This window comes from Dyadobacter sp. HNCC25DJ186, assembly GCF_056895235.1.
Map to the genome: position 1 here is coordinate 88,169 of NZ_JBXHAS010000012.1, position 17,770 is coordinate 105,938.

18 protein-coding genes are annotated in these 17,770 nt (G+C 43.2%); 11 read left to right on the forward strand and 7 right to left on the reverse strand.

All coding sequences use genetic code 11. The annotated features are described in order from the left end of the window. The first annotated feature begins 172 nt into the window (after positions 1-172). Positions 173-352, forward strand: coding sequence for a hypothetical protein (locus tag AC1XUO_RS25540; protein ID WP_483332671.1), 180 nt, complete (start codon positions 173-175; stop codon positions 350-352). A gap of 51 nt (positions 353-403) precedes the next feature. Here AC1XUO_RS25540 and AC1XUO_RS25545 read toward each other — a convergent pair whose 3' ends face one another. Beyond that, on the reverse strand, positions 404-583 hold the full coding sequence (locus AC1XUO_RS25545; protein ID WP_483332672.1) for a histone H1: 180 nt from the start codon (positions 581-583) through the stop codon (positions 404-406). Positions 584-906: 323 nt separating this feature from the next. On the opposite strand from AC1XUO_RS25545, the gene AC1XUO_RS25550 reads away from it, so the two are divergent. From AC1XUO_RS25550 to AC1XUO_RS25565, 4 genes are all read left to right on the forward strand, one after another. Beyond that, on the forward strand, positions 907-1,248 hold the full coding sequence (locus AC1XUO_RS25550) for a hypothetical protein (protein WP_483332673.1): 342 nt from the start codon (positions 907-909) through the stop codon (positions 1,246-1,248). 367 nt (positions 1,249-1,615) lie between these two features. Next, positions 1,616-2,599: a helix-turn-helix transcriptional regulator gene (locus AC1XUO_RS25555; RefSeq protein ID WP_483332674.1), complete on the forward strand. Its 984-nt coding sequence runs from the start codon at positions 1,616-1,618 to the stop codon at positions 2,597-2,599. Between the two features lie 392 nt (positions 2,600-2,991). Beyond that, positions 2,992-3,426, forward strand: coding sequence for a MauE/DoxX family redox-associated membrane protein (locus tag AC1XUO_RS25560; protein ID WP_483332675.1), 435 nt, complete (start codon positions 2,992-2,994; stop codon positions 3,424-3,426). A 143-nt stretch (positions 3,427-3,569) separates the two neighbouring features. Next, complete coding sequence (locus AC1XUO_RS25565) at positions 3,570-3,830, forward strand: hypothetical protein (RefSeq protein ID WP_483332676.1); 261 nt, start codon at positions 3,570-3,572, stop codon at positions 3,828-3,830. Between the two features lie 60 nt (positions 3,831-3,890). Here AC1XUO_RS25565 and AC1XUO_RS25570 read toward each other — a convergent pair whose 3' ends face one another. From AC1XUO_RS25570 to AC1XUO_RS25580, 3 genes are read right to left on the reverse strand one after another with little or no spacing between them, the layout of a single operon-like run. Then, a complete protein-coding gene (locus tag AC1XUO_RS25570) occupies positions 3,891-5,243 on the reverse strand; it encodes a RagB/SusD family nutrient uptake outer membrane protein (protein ID WP_483332677.1) in 1,353 nt (450 codons plus the stop codon). A gap of 11 nt (positions 5,244-5,254) precedes the next feature. Then, positions 5,255-8,458, reverse strand: a complete 3,204-nt coding sequence (locus AC1XUO_RS25575; RefSeq protein ID WP_483332678.1) for a SusC/RagA family TonB-linked outer membrane protein — start codon at positions 8,456-8,458, stop codon at positions 5,255-5,257. Positions 8,459-8,480: 22 nt separating this feature from the next. After that, positions 8,481-9,866 carry a TlpA family protein disulfide reductase gene (locus AC1XUO_RS25580; protein WP_483332679.1) on the reverse strand — a complete coding sequence of 462 codons (1,386 nt, stop codon included), beginning with the start codon at positions 9,864-9,866 and terminating at the stop codon, positions 8,481-8,483. A 552-nt stretch (positions 9,867-10,418) separates the two neighbouring features. Here AC1XUO_RS25580 and AC1XUO_RS25585 point away from each other — a divergent pair. Further along, on the forward strand, positions 10,419-10,640 hold the full coding sequence (locus AC1XUO_RS25585; protein ID WP_483332680.1) for a helix-turn-helix domain-containing protein: 222 nt from the start codon (positions 10,419-10,421) through the stop codon (positions 10,638-10,640). Positions 10,641-10,705: 65 nt separating this feature from the next. Then, entirely contained in the window at positions 10,706-10,945 is a 240-nt protein-coding gene (locus AC1XUO_RS25590; RefSeq protein ID WP_483332681.1) for a helix-turn-helix domain-containing protein, read from the forward strand. A gap of 130 nt (positions 10,946-11,075) precedes the next feature. Here AC1XUO_RS25590 and AC1XUO_RS25595 read toward each other — a convergent pair whose 3' ends face one another. Then, complete coding sequence (locus tag AC1XUO_RS25595) at positions 11,076-12,278, reverse strand: hypothetical protein (protein ID WP_483332682.1); 1,203 nt, start codon at positions 12,276-12,278, stop codon at positions 11,076-11,078. 181 nt (positions 12,279-12,459) lie between these two features. Here AC1XUO_RS25595 and AC1XUO_RS25600 point away from each other — a divergent pair, with 181 nt between their 5' ends. Together AC1XUO_RS25600 and AC1XUO_RS25605 are read left to right on the forward strand one after the other, a co-directional pair. Beyond that, a complete protein-coding gene (locus AC1XUO_RS25600; RefSeq protein WP_483332683.1) occupies positions 12,460-13,089 on the forward strand; it encodes a TetR/AcrR family transcriptional regulator in 630 nt (209 codons plus the stop codon). A gap of 381 nt (positions 13,090-13,470) precedes the next feature. Next, entirely contained in the window at positions 13,471-14,025 is a 555-nt protein-coding gene (locus AC1XUO_RS25605) for an antirestriction protein ArdA (RefSeq protein WP_483332684.1), read from the forward strand. Positions 14,026-14,268: 243 nt separating this feature from the next. On the opposite strand, the gene AC1XUO_RS25610 is transcribed toward AC1XUO_RS25605, so the two are convergent. Both AC1XUO_RS25610 and AC1XUO_RS25615 read right to left on the reverse strand, forming a co-directional pair. After that, a complete protein-coding gene (locus AC1XUO_RS25610; protein WP_483332685.1) occupies positions 14,269-14,838 on the reverse strand; it encodes a DUF6624 domain-containing protein in 570 nt (189 codons plus the stop codon). After that, the gene (locus AC1XUO_RS25615) at positions 14,835-15,467 is read right to left on the reverse strand and encodes a hypothetical protein (protein WP_483332686.1); all 633 of its coding nucleotides are present in this window, start codon (positions 15,465-15,467) and stop codon (positions 14,835-14,837) included. Before AC1XUO_RS25615 ends, AC1XUO_RS25610 begins: the two co-directional genes overlap by 4 nt. A 500-nt stretch (positions 15,468-15,967) precedes the next feature. Here AC1XUO_RS25615 and AC1XUO_RS25620 point away from each other — a divergent pair, with 500 nt between their 5' ends. Further along, on the forward strand, positions 15,968-16,963 hold the full coding sequence (locus AC1XUO_RS25620; protein ID WP_483332687.1) for an SDR family NAD(P)-dependent oxidoreductase: 996 nt from the start codon (positions 15,968-15,970) through the stop codon (positions 16,961-16,963). 18 nt (positions 16,964-16,981) lie between these two features. Next, entirely contained in the window at positions 16,982-17,710 is a 729-nt protein-coding gene (locus AC1XUO_RS25625) for an SDR family NAD(P)-dependent oxidoreductase (RefSeq protein ID WP_483332688.1), read from the forward strand. The last annotated feature ends 60 nt before the right edge of the window (positions 17,711-17,770 follow it).

Sequence of the window (17,770 nt, forward strand, 5' to 3'; positions counted from 1 at the left end):
AGATACGCTATAAACCGAATCAGGTAAGCGAATCTTATTAGGCTTTTCCGAAAACTGACGTTGCTACATTTGTTTAGAGGCAGAAATAGGCAGATTCAATATTTCAACTAAATTTGACATGAGAAAACGACCGCGCGCCGGACCGTAAGTGTTTGACGAATAGTTCAAAAAGATGGCAGTGGAATTGTCTGAGGCCAAGGGCTCGGTGAGTGCGGCAGCGGCTGAGCTCGGGCCTGATGCACGGCGTATCAGTAATTGGCGCGCAAATCTTAATAAATCTGATTTTCGGGAAAAAGTTGAAGGTTTGACGGACAAGAAAAACGGATCCGGCAATTGGAAAGAGAGCTCCTGAATTTAATCCTGGACTTGTTGTTCAACATAGAAGACACCCGCTTATTTTTATCTATTTCGACTCGCCTTTCTTTTCTGTAACCTCCTGTCTTATTTCCTGAGCCAAAACTTTAAGTTCCTGCATTACATTGCGGACTCTGGTTCCGGCGGCTTTGTTTCCTTTATCGTAGAAGGCCGAGAAATCTGCCTCAGCATCCGTAACCAGCTGTTTGATTTTACTAAATTTTTCCAACGCTTTCGTTTTGTTGTTATGTTAACTGACGACTCCCTGATTTAGAAGCATAGCAAAAGTAAAATTTTATCTAGAATATGCTTAATTACGACTTTTTAGTGATCTCAAAGGTTAACCCAATTATATTTGTCATCCAGCCAGTTAGATGCAAATCCGGCACGGCAATTTCGTACTACTCAAAAGTTAAGAAGACACAACTTTCAAAAGCAGCCAAACCCGATGAAAATGAACAGTGCTGATTCTGATTAAATAGTAGCAGCCAAATATTTTTTATTCCGGCGACTCTTTACTTAATTGCCTTCTCAAATAAAACCGTTATAGTTTTGCATATTTTTGATTTTCTATATTTTTTTGAGAACCAGCAGTTCATTATTCTGGAATTAAAAAGCAAGGACCTTCCCGGTGACTCCACAAAAGCCGATCTTTACAAATGGCTGCTGATAGACAGAGAAAGTACTGAGATCACATTCCTTGATTTTCTATCGATCAAATCCGGGGCGCATCAGCAGGAACGCTTCTTCCGTCAGGGTTATTTGTCATTCGACTCAGAGCATGCTGTATACATCCGGGAATCAAGTTCGGTTCAAAATATTTTAAGAAACAAACACCCTGAGCTGATACCAGAATCGATTGTCGTTCGTATTGGGGAGCAACTTTCCATCTGATGTCTTTGTCAGGACATTTTCTACCTTTTTTGCCCTGCCCGATATTTGCTTAGCAAAAATCCAATTTACACTTTTACCGACAATCTTTTCAGCACTGTTGGCTGCTTTACCATTTCCAGTAACGTTTACCTTCACAGATTGCATTTTTTTGGCTTTCGTTTGGGAACGGGTGCTGATCAGGCCATACTGACCCACTCTGTTTGCGACTTCTGACTATCAGCAAGAAAAATATCTCCATGTAGCCGATTTTCAAATAAAACCCCTGCATTTTTCAGCCGCATTGGGGGAAGTATTGCGATAAGATCAATCAGTTGTAAAAAAATCTACTCCCCGGACAAATTCAAATTGTCTTTAAACAGTCACTTTTATGAAAACGATCTATTCCATTCAACTTCCCTCTTCGGTCCTGCCGGAGCTCACAACCAAACGAACTTTACCACCAGGCTGCTTTTATCCCGTTACAAATGCAGACGTGCAGCACTTGAAATGGTCAGAAGGAGACATTCTAAGGCAACGTTTCATAGCATATGATTTCATGCTCGAACTTTTTGAAATCAAACTCGACCAGGATCTAAAGATTGATGTGGCATTTAAAAAATCATGTGTAGTGTTTTACTATGGGCTGACCGGAAACATCGTTTGTATCGATAAACAGAGCGGTAGATTTTCGACCCTGGCGGCCGGTCAGTATGGCGCGATCAACTCACCCACCGGAAAATATCAGGTAACCATTTCCAAAGGATGCAGCTGTGGATTCCTGTTTATATTTGATACGGATTACCTCAGCAATTTCTTAAAGATGGCACCCTCAGATTTTCGGATGGGATCTCATTTCAGAGTAGGTTCTCCCTTTTGTCATACATTTCCGTTTTTCACAATCGGTAGTATTGATCAGATATATCAGCAACTTACCGCTGTACACTCAGAGCGAAGATCAATGTCACTGAAAATCTCACTGCTCAGTCTTCTTAAAGCATATGGCGGCCAACTGGCCAGGTTTAACAGTAAACCATTCCCTGAAGCATTCGAAAAGCTTATGTCAGTGAAGCACTATCTTGATGACCAGGTCAAGAGCGGCCCGTTACCTCATGCATCAGAAGTAGCAAAACAGTTCAATGTACATCCTGATACGCTAAGCAGAGCATTTCAGGATAATTTTGGGATCGGACTGAAAAAATATATCAATCAAATTAAGATGCAGCAGGCATTTATGCTTTTAACATATGATAGGTATTCCATACTGGTCGTCTCAGAGATGATAGGCTACAACAGTACATCCAGCTTTAGTACTCAATTCCGGTCTTATTACGGCTTCCCGCCAGGAAAAGCTGCTGCTATTAATGACAATTGAGTAAAGCAGAGATTAATTTCAACAGGGATTTTTTCCAATCTGAAAAGTCGGAAAATCGAACAGAATTCGTCGGAAAATCGAACAACTAATCTCAAAACAACTTGCGAAATTTGTTCAGGTCGTCGGGAGATATGCTTTGAAAATAAAATTACCAAGCAATAGGAATTAATCGGACTGGTATACCCGGACCGTAATCTGGCCATATAATTACTGCCGTAGAGATACGTATACACTATATGGTTAAAATATTGAACTGCGACAGACAAGAACCGGATGCTGATCATAAAGGTGACTTTTGGTATTAAAGATATCTTATGGTTGATTTAATATGAATGACTTTTAAACAGAAGCTTTTCTGACAGAATTCTATTGCACAATTAAAACATAACGCCATGAATCTATCTGTTTTTCAGCGCAAAAGAATCATTGGTACTGTAACCGTCATGCTGATTATCCTGTTTTTTTATACCGCAATAAGCAAGTTAATCGATATTAATGAATTTCGAAGACAACTTTCTAATCAACCTCTTCCGGCCTGGTCCATAGGTATACTGCTCTGGCTCATTCCAATCTGCGAGATCGTTGTCAGTTTTCTATTGGTTGCAGGCGCAAGTCGTACTGCCGGCTTATACGGATCGGCGCTACTGATGCTGATTTTCACCGGCTACATGGGGCTGGTACTTATGAATGTTTTTGAAAGGGTTCCTTGTGGATGCGGCGGTGTAATCGGAAATATGAGCTTTAAAGTCCATTTTATCTTCAATGCCTTTTTTTTAATGCTATCTATATCCGCACTTAGGCTGCAGAAAAAACGGGACGCAGTTTAACCGGAATACAAATAAAAACAAGACGCAGGCAGGCACAGTCCGAATCACTGCCCTACCCGCGCCAGGGATAACTTCGCCGAAAACCTGAAAACAGAGTAAGCACCAACTAATTGTTTAATTTTTAACACTTAAGTTTTATTCTTATGAAAACGTTAAAAGCCAATTATCTGTTTTTAGCTGCCCTGATGCTGGGCGGCGGTCTGGCAGTAGCCAACAACACAAACTCTGCTGTAAACACGGTTTTTTATAACAGTGCCGCCGAAGGGCAGCCCGAAAACTGGCAACCCGTTCCTTCGGGTCAAACGCTGCGCTGTGATGCGAATCCCGACAATGAGTGTTCTCAAACCAGAGACGAGAACGGTACAGTAATCTCCTCTCAATCAGGTGATGCCTCGTTGATCTGATCCGAATTTCGTACCGCTGCATGGCAGCGGTACGAAAAACATTGTCTCTCTGAGGACCACCTATGGATTCTGCTCAACAGTTCCGAACGAGGTCTGATCCTGCGGAATCTTAAATTGATACTGCGAAGCGTTAGGTAAAAGCGTAATTTTCTCTCCGGCGATATTTCGTGACAGTGTTACCGCATACTGTGGATCCTGATTCAGTCTTTTCAGATCCGTCCAGCGGACTCCTCTTCCAACAAGCTCTTTTCTTCTTTCGTCCAAAACAAGCTTAGTTGCCTGCTCAGCAGTGCTGGCAGAAACTGCTCTGAAACCATTTTTGGTCCACCTTTTTTCCAGCAACTTGTTGAGCGCTTCCATGGCCAGGGATGTCTGTCCGAGCCTTGCCAGGCATTCTGCTTTATTCAAATATACTTCGTCAGTGCTTAAACCCGAAAATGGATAAAGTGTACCTGTATAGCTGCCCTTGAAGTTGTGAGCTGCCGAGAAATAAAGCGTTTTTCTCAGATCCCCGTTCTGATAACTTTCAAACAAGGAAGAATCAACACGTACAGCCGGATTTCCCAGAAGCGAGGTCGACATCTCAGAGAAAAAAAGAATCTCCGGATTCACCGCGCTGAAAGGGAGCGGAAAAGGTGCGCTTGCCGAAGGTGCAAGCGCATTGTAATCCAGCAGTCCATCTTTTAAACTCAAACACTGCTCAGCGAAGGAAAGCGATTGGGCATAATCCTGCATGGCCAGATAAACGCGGGACAGAAGCGCAAATGTTGCAGCTTTACCAGGTCTTGAAAGATAGGCCGGTTCGCTTTCCAGCAGCTGCGCGGCAACCCTTAGATCGCCGGTGATCTGATCATAGGTCTGAGCGGTGGTAGCTCTTGGCAGCGTCTGATTGACATCCGCTCTCAAAGGCAGGACAATGCCGGCTGAACTATTATCTCCCTGTGGATTATAGGCCTTTGAAAACTGCTGGGCCAGATGATAAAAGGCAATTGCCCTGTAAAAGAGTGCTGCTCCCTTCAGTTGTTTATACGCGGCGGTTTCAGAGGATACTTCATCCATTTTCATCAGGCCGTCCAGCACCACATTAGCAGTAAATATTTGCTTGTAGGGCGTATCCCAACCCGGAAAGGATCGCTGTTCATCTTTACTCCACATATAAGTGCTCCGGTTCAGTTGATTCTGATTGGCAAGAAAGGCATCAGTCAGCGTAAAATCGCCATCTGATAATACGGTATGGTAGGGCGAGCTATTCATAAGCTGCAATCCATTATCCAAAAGCGCCTGATAGTCGGTCAGTGTCTGGGGTACCAGCAATGATTTTCTTGGCTTCCGCTCTAAAAAATCATCCTGGCATGCCACCTGTAAAATGCTAAAAGCACAAATCATTAATAGGTAAATACGTCCTTTTTTCATCACCGTTTGTTTTAGAGGTCGATTTTAATTCCAATACTGACGCTTCGCACCGGCGAAAACATTGCCTGCGCGTAATCCGGATCCAGGCTACCTTTGTAAGCTTTCCAGATCATTGCCAGGTTATTTCCATATATATACAGCCTAGCACTTTGAAAAGGCAGTTTTCTGCCCGCGCTCCGCACCAGATCATAGCTCAGGGTAACGTCCTGCAAGCGGATGTTATCAGCTTTCTGCACCAGAATCTGAGCGTAAGCGTAAAAGTTATCTCTGTTGGTGTTAACAGACGAAGGTCTGGAAGGAACACTGCTGAAAAGTTCGTCTCCTGCTTTTTGCCACCGCAGTGCATAATCACTATGCGTGGGCACGCTGTTATTTACATCTGTATAGGATACCGATCTCAGACGAAAATAATGTCCCAGCCGGTAGCTAAGGTTAAAAGATAACGCAAGCGATTTGTATGTTAACGTGTTTCTAAGTGCTCCAAACATTTTGGGTCTGGCCGGCCCGTGATAGTGCAAAGCATCCGGGTCCGTTTTTAACAGCGCCGCGTAGTCCTTGCTGACCTCCCCTTCCAGATAACCCTGCGGGTCACCTGTGGCCGGATCGAGCCCGGCCCAGCCAAGACTGTACAACCCATAAAGAGGCCTTCCTTCCAAAGGATAAACCGACGTACCATCTCCACTTCCCAGATAGGCAGTAGAAAGTGCCCGTACTTCATACCGTGAAACCTTATCTGTGGTGTGGCTGAAAAGCAGATCACTCTGCCACTTGAAAGCCTTATCAAAAATACGGGCTGTCAGTGTCAGATCCATACCACGACCGGCAATCGAGGCATAATTACCGGTAAATGTTTTCACACCTGAACTTCCCGGGTACGGCATGCTTCCGATCAAATCCATCCCTTTTTTCCAGTAATACTCCACGCTACCGTTAAACCGGCGCCCGCGGGTTTCAAAGTCCAGCCCCAGATTTAAGGTCTGAACCTTCTCCCAACGGAGCTTTTCGTTGGGCGGATTGGTGATCACTGCATACGGGAACCGGGTGTAATAATCGGTCCCCTCAAAGAATGCAGTAGTGTATGCGGATACATTTTTATTGCTGTTCCCACTATAGCCAAACGTCGAGCGGAGCTTCACAGTAGAAAGCCAGGCGACCTGAAAGAAACGTTCCTGCGAAAGCCTCCAGGCAGCACCAGCCGAATAAAGCGGAACACGCTTGTCATTGGTCTCAACGCCGAAAAGATTGCTCTGATCCATCCGCCCGCTGGCTGAAAGTATATATTTTCCTTTTAGGGTATAAGAACCATTCACAAAATAGGAAAGATACCGGTCCGAAGTTCCCGATCTGCTATCGACATAGGGAACCCGCATGGTCGATGCCGGATTTACATAAGAGCGGAACGCGGTAATATAATCAACAGGCCTGCTGGAAGCGTAATCATCATCATAACCGTAGTAACGGCTGGCGCCCGCCTCAGTGGCGTGGTCCCGGATTTCAGCCCCACCGATCGCAACAAGTTCGCCGGATCCGGCGAAAGTATGGGTATAGCGAAGCTGTCCGCGCAGGTTATGGGATACGTAAGCGTTCTCGCTTCGGTCGAGAATCCCGCCTGGTGCAAGGTTTTGTTTTACCATACCGGAGCTGTCAACCCAGGACAACTGATTCACCAGATTTCGGGCGGTATAGGTCTGCTCGCTGTAATAATTCCTGCCCGTACTGATTCCTTTTCCATACTGATAAAGCATTGAGAAAGAAAACCCCGGCAGTATTTTGTAGTCTGCAGTAAGATTAATCCTGTAATCGGTCAATCCAGCTTTGTTATCAGCAGCCGCCATTTCTGCAAGCGGTTTATACTGCCAGTTTAAAAGCCCGGCATGCTCGGCCTGCTGAAGAAAATTAAGACGGTAATCCTTTATGACGGCCAGCGGCTCACCTTGGCCATCAGCCAGACTTGCATAAGGGTACATCTGTGTCCCAAGTGCGCCCGTCAATGGATTGGTATAGGTCAGATTTCCCGGATTTGCGTTTCTATTTTTAGATTCACTGAAATATACGCCTGCAGAAATTTCCAGTTTAGGGGATACAATAAACGTATTGTTTGCATTGAATGTAAAGCGCTGGTACGCATTGGATACCTCACTGGGACGGGTTTCATCAAAACCGGCTGAGACGAAGTACCGGTGCGTGTCGCCCCCACCGCTTAGCGCAAGTGCATACTGCTGGCTGACGCTGCTTTGATACATATACTTTTCATATTCACCTCTGATGTCGCGGCTTTTCAGTAGCTCGATTTCGGACTGGGCCTGCTCCTGGGTGATAAGGTTATCGCGCTCGGCGATCAGAAGCTCCACGACCGGAGTGAACGGATATTTAGCGGCGCTTCTCTCGGCTGAATTGTATCTTCCGTTCTCAAACAAAAATCGTTCGTTGTCAATAAAATCTGCGGTGCTCATACGCGGTTGATAGAACAGATCAGGTTTGGCCCCGATGGTCAGATTGCTGTTAAAAGTGATCTGTGGTGATTTTGCTGCGCTCCCTTTTTTAGTCGTTAACACGATCACCCCGTTTCCAGCCCTTGAACCCCAGATTGATGCCGCAGCTGCATCTTTCAGAACCGTGACACTTTCGATATCATTGGGATTAATGCTGCCAAGATCTCCTTCGTAAGGAAAATTATCAATAATAATCAGCGGACGGGTGCTGGAATTAATGGTGCTTTGCCCCCTGATCAGCAGCCCCTGCGCGCTGCCTTTTCCACGGTTGTTGATCAGACCAGCTGCCACATCATCCAAACGGCTGACGATATCCGAACTCACGCGGCGGTTTAAAAGCGCATTATCCACCGTAGCGAATGAACCAGTAGCTCTTTCACGGGGTATTTTTTCATATCCCGTAGAAATTACCACCTCTCCAAGCTGATTGGCGTCCGGCAAAAGCGCTATTCTCAGGGGGGCCAACAAAGGCATCTGAACAGCCAGCTCCACAGACTCATAGCCTATGTATGAGATCTGCAGACTAAGCCTGGTCTGATCTACTGCCAATTTAAAGCGTCCCGTTTCGTCCGTTGTCACGCCTTGATTTATGCCTTTAATTTTGACAACCGCTCCGGCCAGCGCACTGCTGTCGGAAAGTGAGACCACCTGCCCCTTCAATAGCGACTGCGCGCTGACAGTATGCAAAAAGCCCGTAAACAATAATATTAAAAATATTTTCATCGTATAGGAGTGTTAGAATGTGTTAGTAGGAAGAAACGGCAGCGGCAGGCTGTCGGTCTCTTATCACAAGTACCTGGATATCGACCATCTTTTGCTCAAAAGTGAGATCATAGCCGGCAAGCGCTTTTTGCACGGAAGCCAGATCATTAAAATCCAGATCCAGGTCAAGATCCACATATCCCGTGTAGCCGCTCTGATCAACCAGTGGTAGTTTTGATGACCGCATATAGCTATTCTCAAGCCCCATGACAAAAACGGGCAGTGTACTGTGGCGCAGACGGTAGGTAAAGTTTTCATACCCTTCCGTAAACCGTTGTGACTTCGACTTGAATTTTTCAAGCCCGGAAGTGCGTACAAGAGCCAGAACCGGCCTTTTCCGGGTTTCAACAACTGCTTCGTACTGCGGAAACAGCTGCGTTAGATCATCACGGAACATGGCAAAAGCATTCGCTGCACGCCCTGCGGGCAGAATCAGCTCGTAACACATCGTGTTTTTGGGAATCCATTCGCGCACGGCGGCACCCTTCAGCCCGCTGATAAACTTTAAACTGTCACGGGTCTGAAGATCAACCGAGTGCCTGGCAATGAAACGCTTGCCCTGCCCGTAAGCCATAGAATACAAATGGTATGGCGTTATGTTGGTAAAGGTTACGCGCCACTGATCAATACTGTCTCCTGGTTGTTTCAGAATCACAAGGCCTGGTAATCCCTGAACATATCCAGTGTGCAGCGCCCGGTAACGGACATTTTTAAAAGCAGGATTTTCAACAGGCTCCAGTAGTTTAAACAAGGGCGTCGTCAGCCCGTTGTAACCCAGATCTTTTTCATCCTTTTTCACAGCCATTGGCCTGGCATTACCAGCCAGAAAGGCTCCAATCCGCTCAGCAGTAATTTCTTCTTTCCCGGTAATGGCCCGAAGCACGCCATCGGGATCAATCCATACGTAATGCGGCACACCCGAATGCGGAAAAAGTTTGCTGAGCCCGGTATCTGCCGTCACTTCCGGCCCTTGCACCCGCGGTCCTTTTCGCACATTGTATTTATTTCTGAATACGCTCACCTCGCGCGGTGTCTGATACGTGACCGGAATGACAGCTATTTTCCCCCTAAAGTGATGTTCAAGTGAATCCATACGTGGTATCATGGCCACGCAGGGTTGGCACCAGGTTGCCCAGAAGTCAAGAATTAAAAGCTTTCCTCTGAATTCAGATAATTTGGCCGAGGGCGATTTATAGTTCAGAATATTATTGACTGTGATATCCGGAACTTTATCACCGATCTGTAACGGTTTAATAACACTAATATCCTGTGCAGCAGCCGGTTTCCAGCACCAGAGAAGCAGATAAAGAAGCAAAAAATAGTATAGATACGGCAGTATTCTGCCTGGGGAGCAAAAACGTGTGTTCATTGCAACAAAGATTTTGGAGTGAAGACTTGAGTGAACGAAAAACCTATATTATAGTGTGCAGAAATGATGCTCAATCAATTGGCAAGCATCTATGAGTCACTCGGGCTTTCGGATGACTTGTTGGAAAATGAAATTAAGATAGTATTTCATTGTGTAGTTTAAGTTTGAACAGTGTTACCTTGCGCCAAGAGCATTTTAAATAACTATGACTGAAATCAAAATTCAATACTTATTTTGCGAAATCAGTATCCATCCCGAAATGGCCCAAGATTTCATAAACTGCCATTAAGTTTTCTTTCAAATCAGAATTACAATTTTCAATTTCAATTTCTCCCAACAATTTGAGAATTCCCTTTTGATACCTGAGCAGATCATCAACCTTTTGGAGTGGAATTATTATCTCAAAATGGGCTAGAGTTGAGTTATAATGCACCATAATCTTTAAGATTTTCTGTAAATTTATTCAGAAAATCTTAAAGATCAAAATATAATTATCAACATTTTAATAGAATAATTTCTGAATATCTATATTTATATAAAGATATTCTTAATATGAAGACGAAACTTGGAGCATTTTTTGATAGTAGGTCCATTAATAGGGCGGAGATTGCTCGTAAAACTGGCATAAGTAATCAAAGGCTCTCGGAATTATCAAATAACAGCAGCGCTAATTTACGTGCCGACGAGCTTTATTTAATTGCTTTATCTTTGGATATTAATCCGTGTAGTCTTTTGGATTTGTTGTGTAAACATTTAAACTTGAATGGGTTATAGTATATCCGAAATAGATCGATTATTTATTAACAATCGATACATTAATTATTAGAATCTAAGACCATATGAAAACTAAGTTAGGAGAGTATTTTGAAAGAAAGTCAGTAAATAAAGCCGATATAGCAAGAAAATCTAATTTATCCAGTCCAAGATTAACGGAATTATCTAATAACACTTCTGCAAAACTACGTGCTGATGAATTGTACCTGATCGCTTTGGCAATGGGTGTCTCTCCGTGTGAATTGCTAGAATTTGTTTGCGGAGATTTAAAAAAAACTCAACCAAATCAGGAGTCATTTGAATAATTTTAATAGAGGAGCTGTTCCGTATGTAAAAAGGAAATAATTGTTTACTGTAAATATAACTATACCTACTACCAAACGAGCAGGCCGATGAAATATGTAAGTGAGCACTTATTTACACCTGATGTGCAAGTCATACGATATCACTTTTCTGAATTGCAGCAATCGTCTTTTCCATTATGGCAATCACCGCTCTTTTATCCTTATCCTCCGCCGCGTAAGATCTCTTCCTAACACTGTCCCATGAGAGATCGTCTCTTTCACTTGAAGACAGCAGCGGAATAAGAGCTTTGAATACTGCCTGAACTGACCCTCTTTCTAATAATCCAACGTGCACGAATGCTCTCAGAAGGATGCCGATCTGATCCGAATTCAGCGAAAGTCTAATTTTTAGATCAGCCGGCTTACTTCTGTCTGGAAGCCTTCTAACTTCTAATGGACTAACATCCCACTGAAACTTCTTTTCCAGATAATTGATTTCCTGAGCAAACCAATTGCCCACCACACTTTTGATCCCTTTATAATTTGGATTTAAACGCACGCCCGGTTTGAGATGCATCTGATTGAACTCCTTGTAAGCAAGAAGTAGCTGATCAAGCTTGTCAGTCACCGACACATAGGAATTGATCCTGCCAGCTATCTTCTCTGTATAATAATTCAGATATGTCTTCTTATTGAAATTTCGATAAATAAGCAACTCATTAATAGCAATGTAAAGCTCATTCTCACTCTTTAACGATGCAATTTCTTCAAGTCCCTTAACAAGTTCTTTCTTATATACCACCTCTCGAACTGTCACCCTGCGTCCAGGCTCTTGCGCTGTAAATTTATATAGCGTACCAAAAACGATATCTATTAATTTTTTATCGCTGACTTTGCGTCCTATTTTCGTTTTAAGATTATCCAGCCTGACTTTTAATTCCTGTCTGGTCATATCCAGGTAGGTGTTTGGTATCCACTCATCAAGTCCAAGAAATTTCAGATACCGTCCTTCTATAAATGAAATCAGTTCATCAAGATGCTCAGCAATTGCCTTTGATAGCACTTTAAGATCCTCGGCATCAGCCGGAATCCTATTACTGTTTTCACTGGCCTGATCAAGCATAAGTATCAGGTCGGAATGATAACGTTTAACAACCAGTTCAATCTCTGAATGGTTTTTAAGAGCATATACTTCCCGTTTTAACTGCACCTGTATCTTCTCCTTTTCTTCATCAGCTCTTTTTAAAATTGATTCCGTTTGTGCTTTTGAAATAGCACTTACATCCGTTTTTGCCGGATTTAATGTAATACAAACCAGCAAATCATACCATTCAAGTGAATATGAGTGTTGCATGTGATTGTTGATTAAAAGTTGTCGAGATCTTCCAGTTTTCTTAATTAAGTGTCAATTTGAAGATAAACTTATCATACATTAAGTAAAATTTCGGCTACATACCATTTTTTTATTACATTAGCTTAACAGACTGTCATAGTGCTGATTACAATAATATGACACCATTTTACTCTTCACAACCATGGAAGATCTAATCAGAAGAAACAGAAAACAGACAGAGCAAAGACTTATTGCAGCGGCAGGCGAAGTGTTTCGCACCAATGGTTATGCAGGAATTAAGCTTAACAAAGTTGCCCGGCAGGCAGGCGTCCAGAAAAACCTGATATACCGCTATTTCGGGAGTGTGCAGAAGCTTTTCAGAGAGTATATATTATTGCAGGATTACTGGAGCTTTTATCACAAAAATCTCGATAACATTCTGGAAGAAAACCAGAAGGACTCCGGCAGAAACCTGGCTAAAAATGTTCTGGAAAAACAACTCGATTATTTTTATTCCAATTCAGAAATGCAGCAGGTGATCCGCTGGGAGATCTGCGAGAAGAATGAGATCTCACGGGGTATATCCGACGCCCGCGAACGATTGGGAGAAGATATGCTCGGGCTCACAGACCCATATTTCAAAGGTTCCAAAGTAAACTTCCGTGCGTTGTTAGCGTTACAAATTGCAGGCATCTACTATTTCGTCCTTCATGCCATGGTAAATGGGAGCACCTTCTGTGGAATTGACATAAATAAAGAAAGCGACATGAAAGAGCTGCACAAAACGCTCAAACAGGTAGTCGACTGGGCCTACGAAAAGGCTTCCAGCTGAAAGCTGGTTATATTATAAACTCACTACAAAATCTGGCCCGACAGTCTGCCCTTGTGATCGTTTATGGTCACAAGGGATTTTTTTATCCCTAAAAAAACGGATAAAACCTGCTACCGGTAAGTATTACGCTTGACTTTATCAATGTCTTTAAGACTCCAGCCGCACGTTTGCCAGTCAGTCAACCGAAAGTTACGAAGCAAAAAATGACGGCCGCAAGCCTGCACTTCGTCATCCGGCTATTTACCACCGCTTCCAGCGGCCCGCCTTAAACCGCCGGATGGGCTTTCACCCAAGGAGTAAACCCCGTCATTTTTTCTTCGTCGGAAAGCAGCGATTGCCTTTGGCACGAAGCCGGGCTTAGCTACTTAAAGTGTTTCACTTATGAAAACCTCAGTTGAATTTCGCATTTATGTTGGTACTTACGCTAAGTACAATGACGGATCGCTTTTCGGAAAATGGATGGATCTCTCAGATTATATTGACTTGAAAGATTTCTACGAAGCTTGTTTAGAATTACATCAGGACGAACAGGATCCGGAACTTATGTTTCAGGACTGGGAATACATTCCGGATTTTCTGATTTCAGAAAGCAGTCTGAATGAATATACTTTCCAATACATGGAAGAAGTCACCGGTATGGATGATGAAAGAGCCAGGGCGCTTGAAATCTACTGCAAGGATATAGCCAGCTGGCCAGATAATGAAAAGGATTTTGAAGAAATACTCGAAGAATTCAACGAGTCCTATCAGGGATACTTTGCAGGATCGATGAAAGATCCGGCAGAAGAATTCGCTTACCAATACATTGAAGATACCGGAATGCTTTCGGACGTACCCGAGCTACTTCAAAGATACTTCGATTATGAAGCCTTCGGAAAAGATCTGTTTATGGATGGGTACTCCGAATATGAAGGACATGTGTTCAGTAGCTACTAAATTAAAAGGGCTCCGGCCCTTTTTTTGCTCCTTCGATTTTACTAGGATTATCAAATTTTTCAAGAACTTGGCGGAAACGTTTTTGAAATAACGTTTCATAAAATTACCTGGCTAGCTTAGCTTCTGTACAACAGAAACAAAGCTAGCAGGCAGCAAGCGTATATACAACCAAAAAAACTTTTGACCCCACGATATTCCTGGTGGTTCGTCAGTTTGGTGTCAGCAATAACTTTTGCAGTCTACTTAGATCCATCCGACTTTCTTACGCCATTGGTTGAACGTTTGGTCATCAGGATGTAAGTCCGTAAGCTCATCGTTATTACTTTCGACAATCATATCCTCATCAAGCACTTGTAGTTTCAGCTCCTTACGCAGCCGGATCATTTCTTTTTTATCTTCGACAGGATACAGGCCGCGACTGTCAAACTGAGTACCGTATTTTTGGGGCTTTCCCTCAAAATAACAAATCCGGTCATACAGATAAGCAAGGTTCTGCGGGTTGACATCATCGACTTCGGTTATCAGTTTCCAGCACGTTTTCATCAAAGCAGGCTCGCTGATAGCATGCTGCACAATGAGCCATGCCGCTTCGCTGGCTTTTTCGCCGACCTTCGATTTTAATGGGTACCCAATCTCGTCGATAATTTCTGTTAGCCGGTCTGCATTCTTTTTATGTAAAGCCTCCATCTCCGGATTATATCCCCCCGAAAGTGCGCCTTCATTTAATAGTTTTTCGCGCAGATGCAAATCATGCTGAGCCATTTTTATCAATTCCTCTGCATAGGTGTTTATAAATTCCGATGATTTCATCATTTGTCCGCCTTGGGCAACTGAAGAATCTGGATTGATCCTCCTGCGCTGTATCCTGAGAGCTGCACAAATAGATGATCTCCCTCTTTTCTACGAATTGCGTATACTTCCACCACATTGTTGGTATAATCAATCGAGCCCTCTTCGCCGAAATAAGTTGCTTCGTCTTTAATACGATCGAGTTCTTTCTGTGTTACTTTTCCCTGAAAAATCAGCACACCTCCGGCCGAAGTAATCAGATCTTTGTAACTCTTTTCAAAAAAGGGCAAAGACCACTCTTTACCAGTAACACTCGTTATAAATGCTTTGTAAACCTTTCCTTCGACGGGAATCATCCCTTCCCGCGTCGGAAAAAACAGCCGGTCGAAATCGCGGGTAAGTGGCTTATTTAGAGGTGCCAAATCCGCCGGAGGATTAAAAACGGGAAACGCACCCAACTCCTTTTCACTGAAAGGAACTTTACTCAGATCGATAGAATCCGGAAGGATACCACTGCTGGCCTCAGCCTTGGTTACGGTGGTGTCCTTAGCAAGCCCGGACTTTTCTGCCAGAGTATCTGCTTTGCCGGATTTATTGCAGGCAAAAAACAAACCGGTCAGAATTACGGACATTAAAATTGTTTTACTTTTCATTTTCATTGGCTATTTTATGGTGGTAACAGATTACTTATATCATGTAAAGAAAATTCAGGCCAATAACCTTTCAAAGAAAAGCATATGTTCATTTTCTCCATGAAGTGACACTAATCTTAACTTATTGGTTGTCTCTGCTGGATAATTCGCATCATAGTAACAACGATTCCGTGGCAATTTGACTATAATCAGGTATTGTTTTAACAAGTGTTACAATACTATCAATCAATAATTTAACCTGGTCAATTTTGTCCAAAATGATCTATCCTGACTCTCCGAATTGCAGCGGTCAGTGAATCCGCATTTCCCATCCTGCGTCCTATCATCAATGTTTTTTAGTCCTTAATTCTCCAATTGTTGGTTCAGCCTTATAAGAAATGCCAACCACATCGGTTAAAACACCGGCCTTTTAAACAAAACACATTCGGACGTTTAAACAAAGACGCCTCAGAGCATCCGGCCTACTTTTGTCCCATCAATAACATTTAAAATTTAAAAGAATGGAACAAAACAATTATCAGGGAGCATTGCAAAACCCAACGGGTTCAGGCTTCAACGCAACATCTACAACCAATGATGTTATCAAAGGAATTGACCTTACCGGGAAAATCGCCATTGTAACCGGGGGCAACACCGGTATCGGTTTGGAAACCACCAAAACGCTGGCAGCAGCCGGGGCGACAGTAATTGTGCCTGCAAGAGATACCGAAAAAGCAAAAAGGAATCTGGAAGGCATTGCCAACGTAGAATTGGAAACAATGGATTTAATGAATCCAGATTCCATTGATGCGTTTGCTGAAAAATTTCTTGCTTCAGGCAGACCACTTCATCTACTTATCAACAATGCGGGTATTATGTGGGTGCCGCTGCGCAAAGACAGCCGTGGTATCGAATCACAGTTAGCCACCAATTATTTAGCACAATTTCAATTAACCGCAAGGCTTTGGCCAGCCCTGAAAAAAGCTAATGGTGCAAGAGTGATTAATGTATCCTCACACGGACATCAATTTGCTCCATTCGATTTTAATGACCCTAATTTTGTCAATAGGGAATATGAAACGCTGCAGGCTTATGGGCAGTCAAAAACGGCCAGCAATCTATTTGCCCTTGAGTTGGACAATCTTGCCAAAGCATTTGATGTACGGGCTTACTCATTACACCCGGGTTCTATTGCAGGAATAGAACTGGGTAGAGAAGCATCCCTGGAACTATTTCAAAAAATGGGTTTCCTTGATGCAGATGGTAATCTGTTACCGGAAGTAGCAGCATCGTTAAAAACAATTCCACAAGGTGCAGCCACAACAGTTTGGTGCGCCACCAGTCCCCTGTTGAACAATGTTGGAGGTGTATATTGTGAAGATTCTGATGTGGCCGAAGTGGCTTCGGATACTTCCATGTCCAATGGTGTAAAACGTTACTCAGTGGATGAAGCCAACGCCAAACGCTTATGGACATGGAGCGAAGCCATGACAGGCATTACATTCAACCTTATTTAATCCAATAAAAATACTGAAATGAAAAGTTTGAAAGATAAAGTTGCCGTCATTACGGGCGGCAACAGCGGCATCGGGTATGCCACAGCAAAGGCGCTCCATGAAAACGGAGCAAAAGTGATCATCACGGGCAGACGGAAAGAAGCGATTGAAAAGGCAGCATCAGAACTCAACGTCCGTAGTTTGCTGGCAGACCAATCCAGCTTATCAGATATTGAAAGGCTGGTATTGGATGTGAAAGAGCAATTCGGGAAAGTAGATATTTTGCTTATCAATGCAGGTATCACAAAGCTTGCACCGATTGAGGTAATGACAGAAAATATGCTGGACGAAGTAATGAATGTTAATTTCAAGGGAGCATACTTTACGTTAAGTAAATTTATTCCAATCCTCCATGATAGTGCCTCGGTTATATTTTTGTCATCAACATCTGCTACTATTTCCCCACAAAACGCGTCTGCCTATGCGGCAAGCAAAGCAGCTATCAACGCCGTTATGAAAATTGCGGCCCTGGAATTGGCCTGCCGAAAAATTCGTGTGAATGCTGTGAGTCCAGGTCCCGTTGCTACGGAAATTATGAATAAACTTGGCTTGGATGATTCTGTTGAAGCTCAATTATTAAATAGCATTCCTTTGTCAAGATTGGGCAGGGCAGACGAAGTGGCAGATTTGATTACTTACTTATCGGGCGATCATGCTTCATTCATTACAGGCTCAAATTTTCTGATTGATGGCGGGCAATCCGTATAATGCCATACTTATGATTATCTCTATTTTTGTATTCATAATTTCCTGTCGAAAAAAACGAAA

Bases quoted from the DNA above. Each gene is read 5' to 3' on its own strand.
- AC1XUO_RS25590 (WP_483332681.1), top strand. From the start codon at position 10,706: ATGAAAACTAAGTTAGGAGAGTATTTTGAAAGAAAGTCAGTAAATAAA.
- AC1XUO_RS25575 (WP_483332678.1), bottom strand. From the start codon at position 8,458: ATGAAAATATTTTTAATATTATTGTTTACGGGCTTTTTGCATACTGTC.
- AC1XUO_RS25560 (WP_483332675.1), top strand. From the start codon at position 2,992: ATGAATCTATCTGTTTTTCAGCGCAAAAGAATCATTGGTACTGTAACC.
- AC1XUO_RS25580 (WP_483332679.1), bottom strand. From the start codon at position 9,866: ATGAACACACGTTTTTGCTCCCCAGGCAGAATACTGCCGTATCTATAC.
- AC1XUO_RS25555 (WP_483332674.1), top strand. From the start codon at position 1,616: ATGAAAACGATCTATTCCATTCAACTTCCCTCTTCGGTCCTGCCGGAG.
- AC1XUO_RS25600 (WP_483332683.1), top strand. From the start codon at position 12,460: ATGGAAGATCTAATCAGAAGAAACAGAAAACAGACAGAGCAAAGACTT.
- AC1XUO_RS25540 (WP_483332671.1), top strand. From the start codon at position 173: ATGGCAGTGGAATTGTCTGAGGCCAAGGGCTCGGTGAGTGCGGCAGCG.
- AC1XUO_RS25595 (WP_483332682.1), bottom strand. From the start codon at position 12,278: ATGCAACACTCATATTCACTTGAATGGTATGATTTGCTGGTTTGTATT.
- AC1XUO_RS25570 (WP_483332677.1), bottom strand. From the start codon at position 5,243: ATGAAAAAAGGACGTATTTACCTATTAATGATTTGTGCTTTTAGCATT.
- AC1XUO_RS25605 (WP_483332684.1), top strand. From the start codon at position 13,471: ATGAAAACCTCAGTTGAATTTCGCATTTATGTTGGTACTTACGCTAAG.
- AC1XUO_RS25625 (WP_483332688.1), top strand. From the start codon at position 16,982: ATGAAAAGTTTGAAAGATAAAGTTGCCGTCATTACGGGCGGCAACAGC.
- AC1XUO_RS25610 (WP_483332685.1), bottom strand. From the start codon at position 14,838: ATGATGAAATCATCGGAATTTATAAACACCTATGCAGAGGAATTGATA.
- AC1XUO_RS25585 (WP_483332680.1), top strand. From the start codon at position 10,419: ATGAAGACGAAACTTGGAGCATTTTTTGATAGTAGGTCCATTAATAGG.
- AC1XUO_RS25620 (WP_483332687.1), top strand. From the start codon at position 15,968: ATGGAACAAAACAATTATCAGGGAGCATTGCAAAACCCAACGGGTTCA.
- AC1XUO_RS25615 (WP_483332686.1), bottom strand. From the start codon at position 15,467: ATGAAAAGTAAAACAATTTTAATGTCCGTAATTCTGACCGGTTTGTTT.
- AC1XUO_RS25565 (WP_483332676.1), top strand. From the start codon at position 3,570: ATGAAAACGTTAAAAGCCAATTATCTGTTTTTAGCTGCCCTGATGCTG.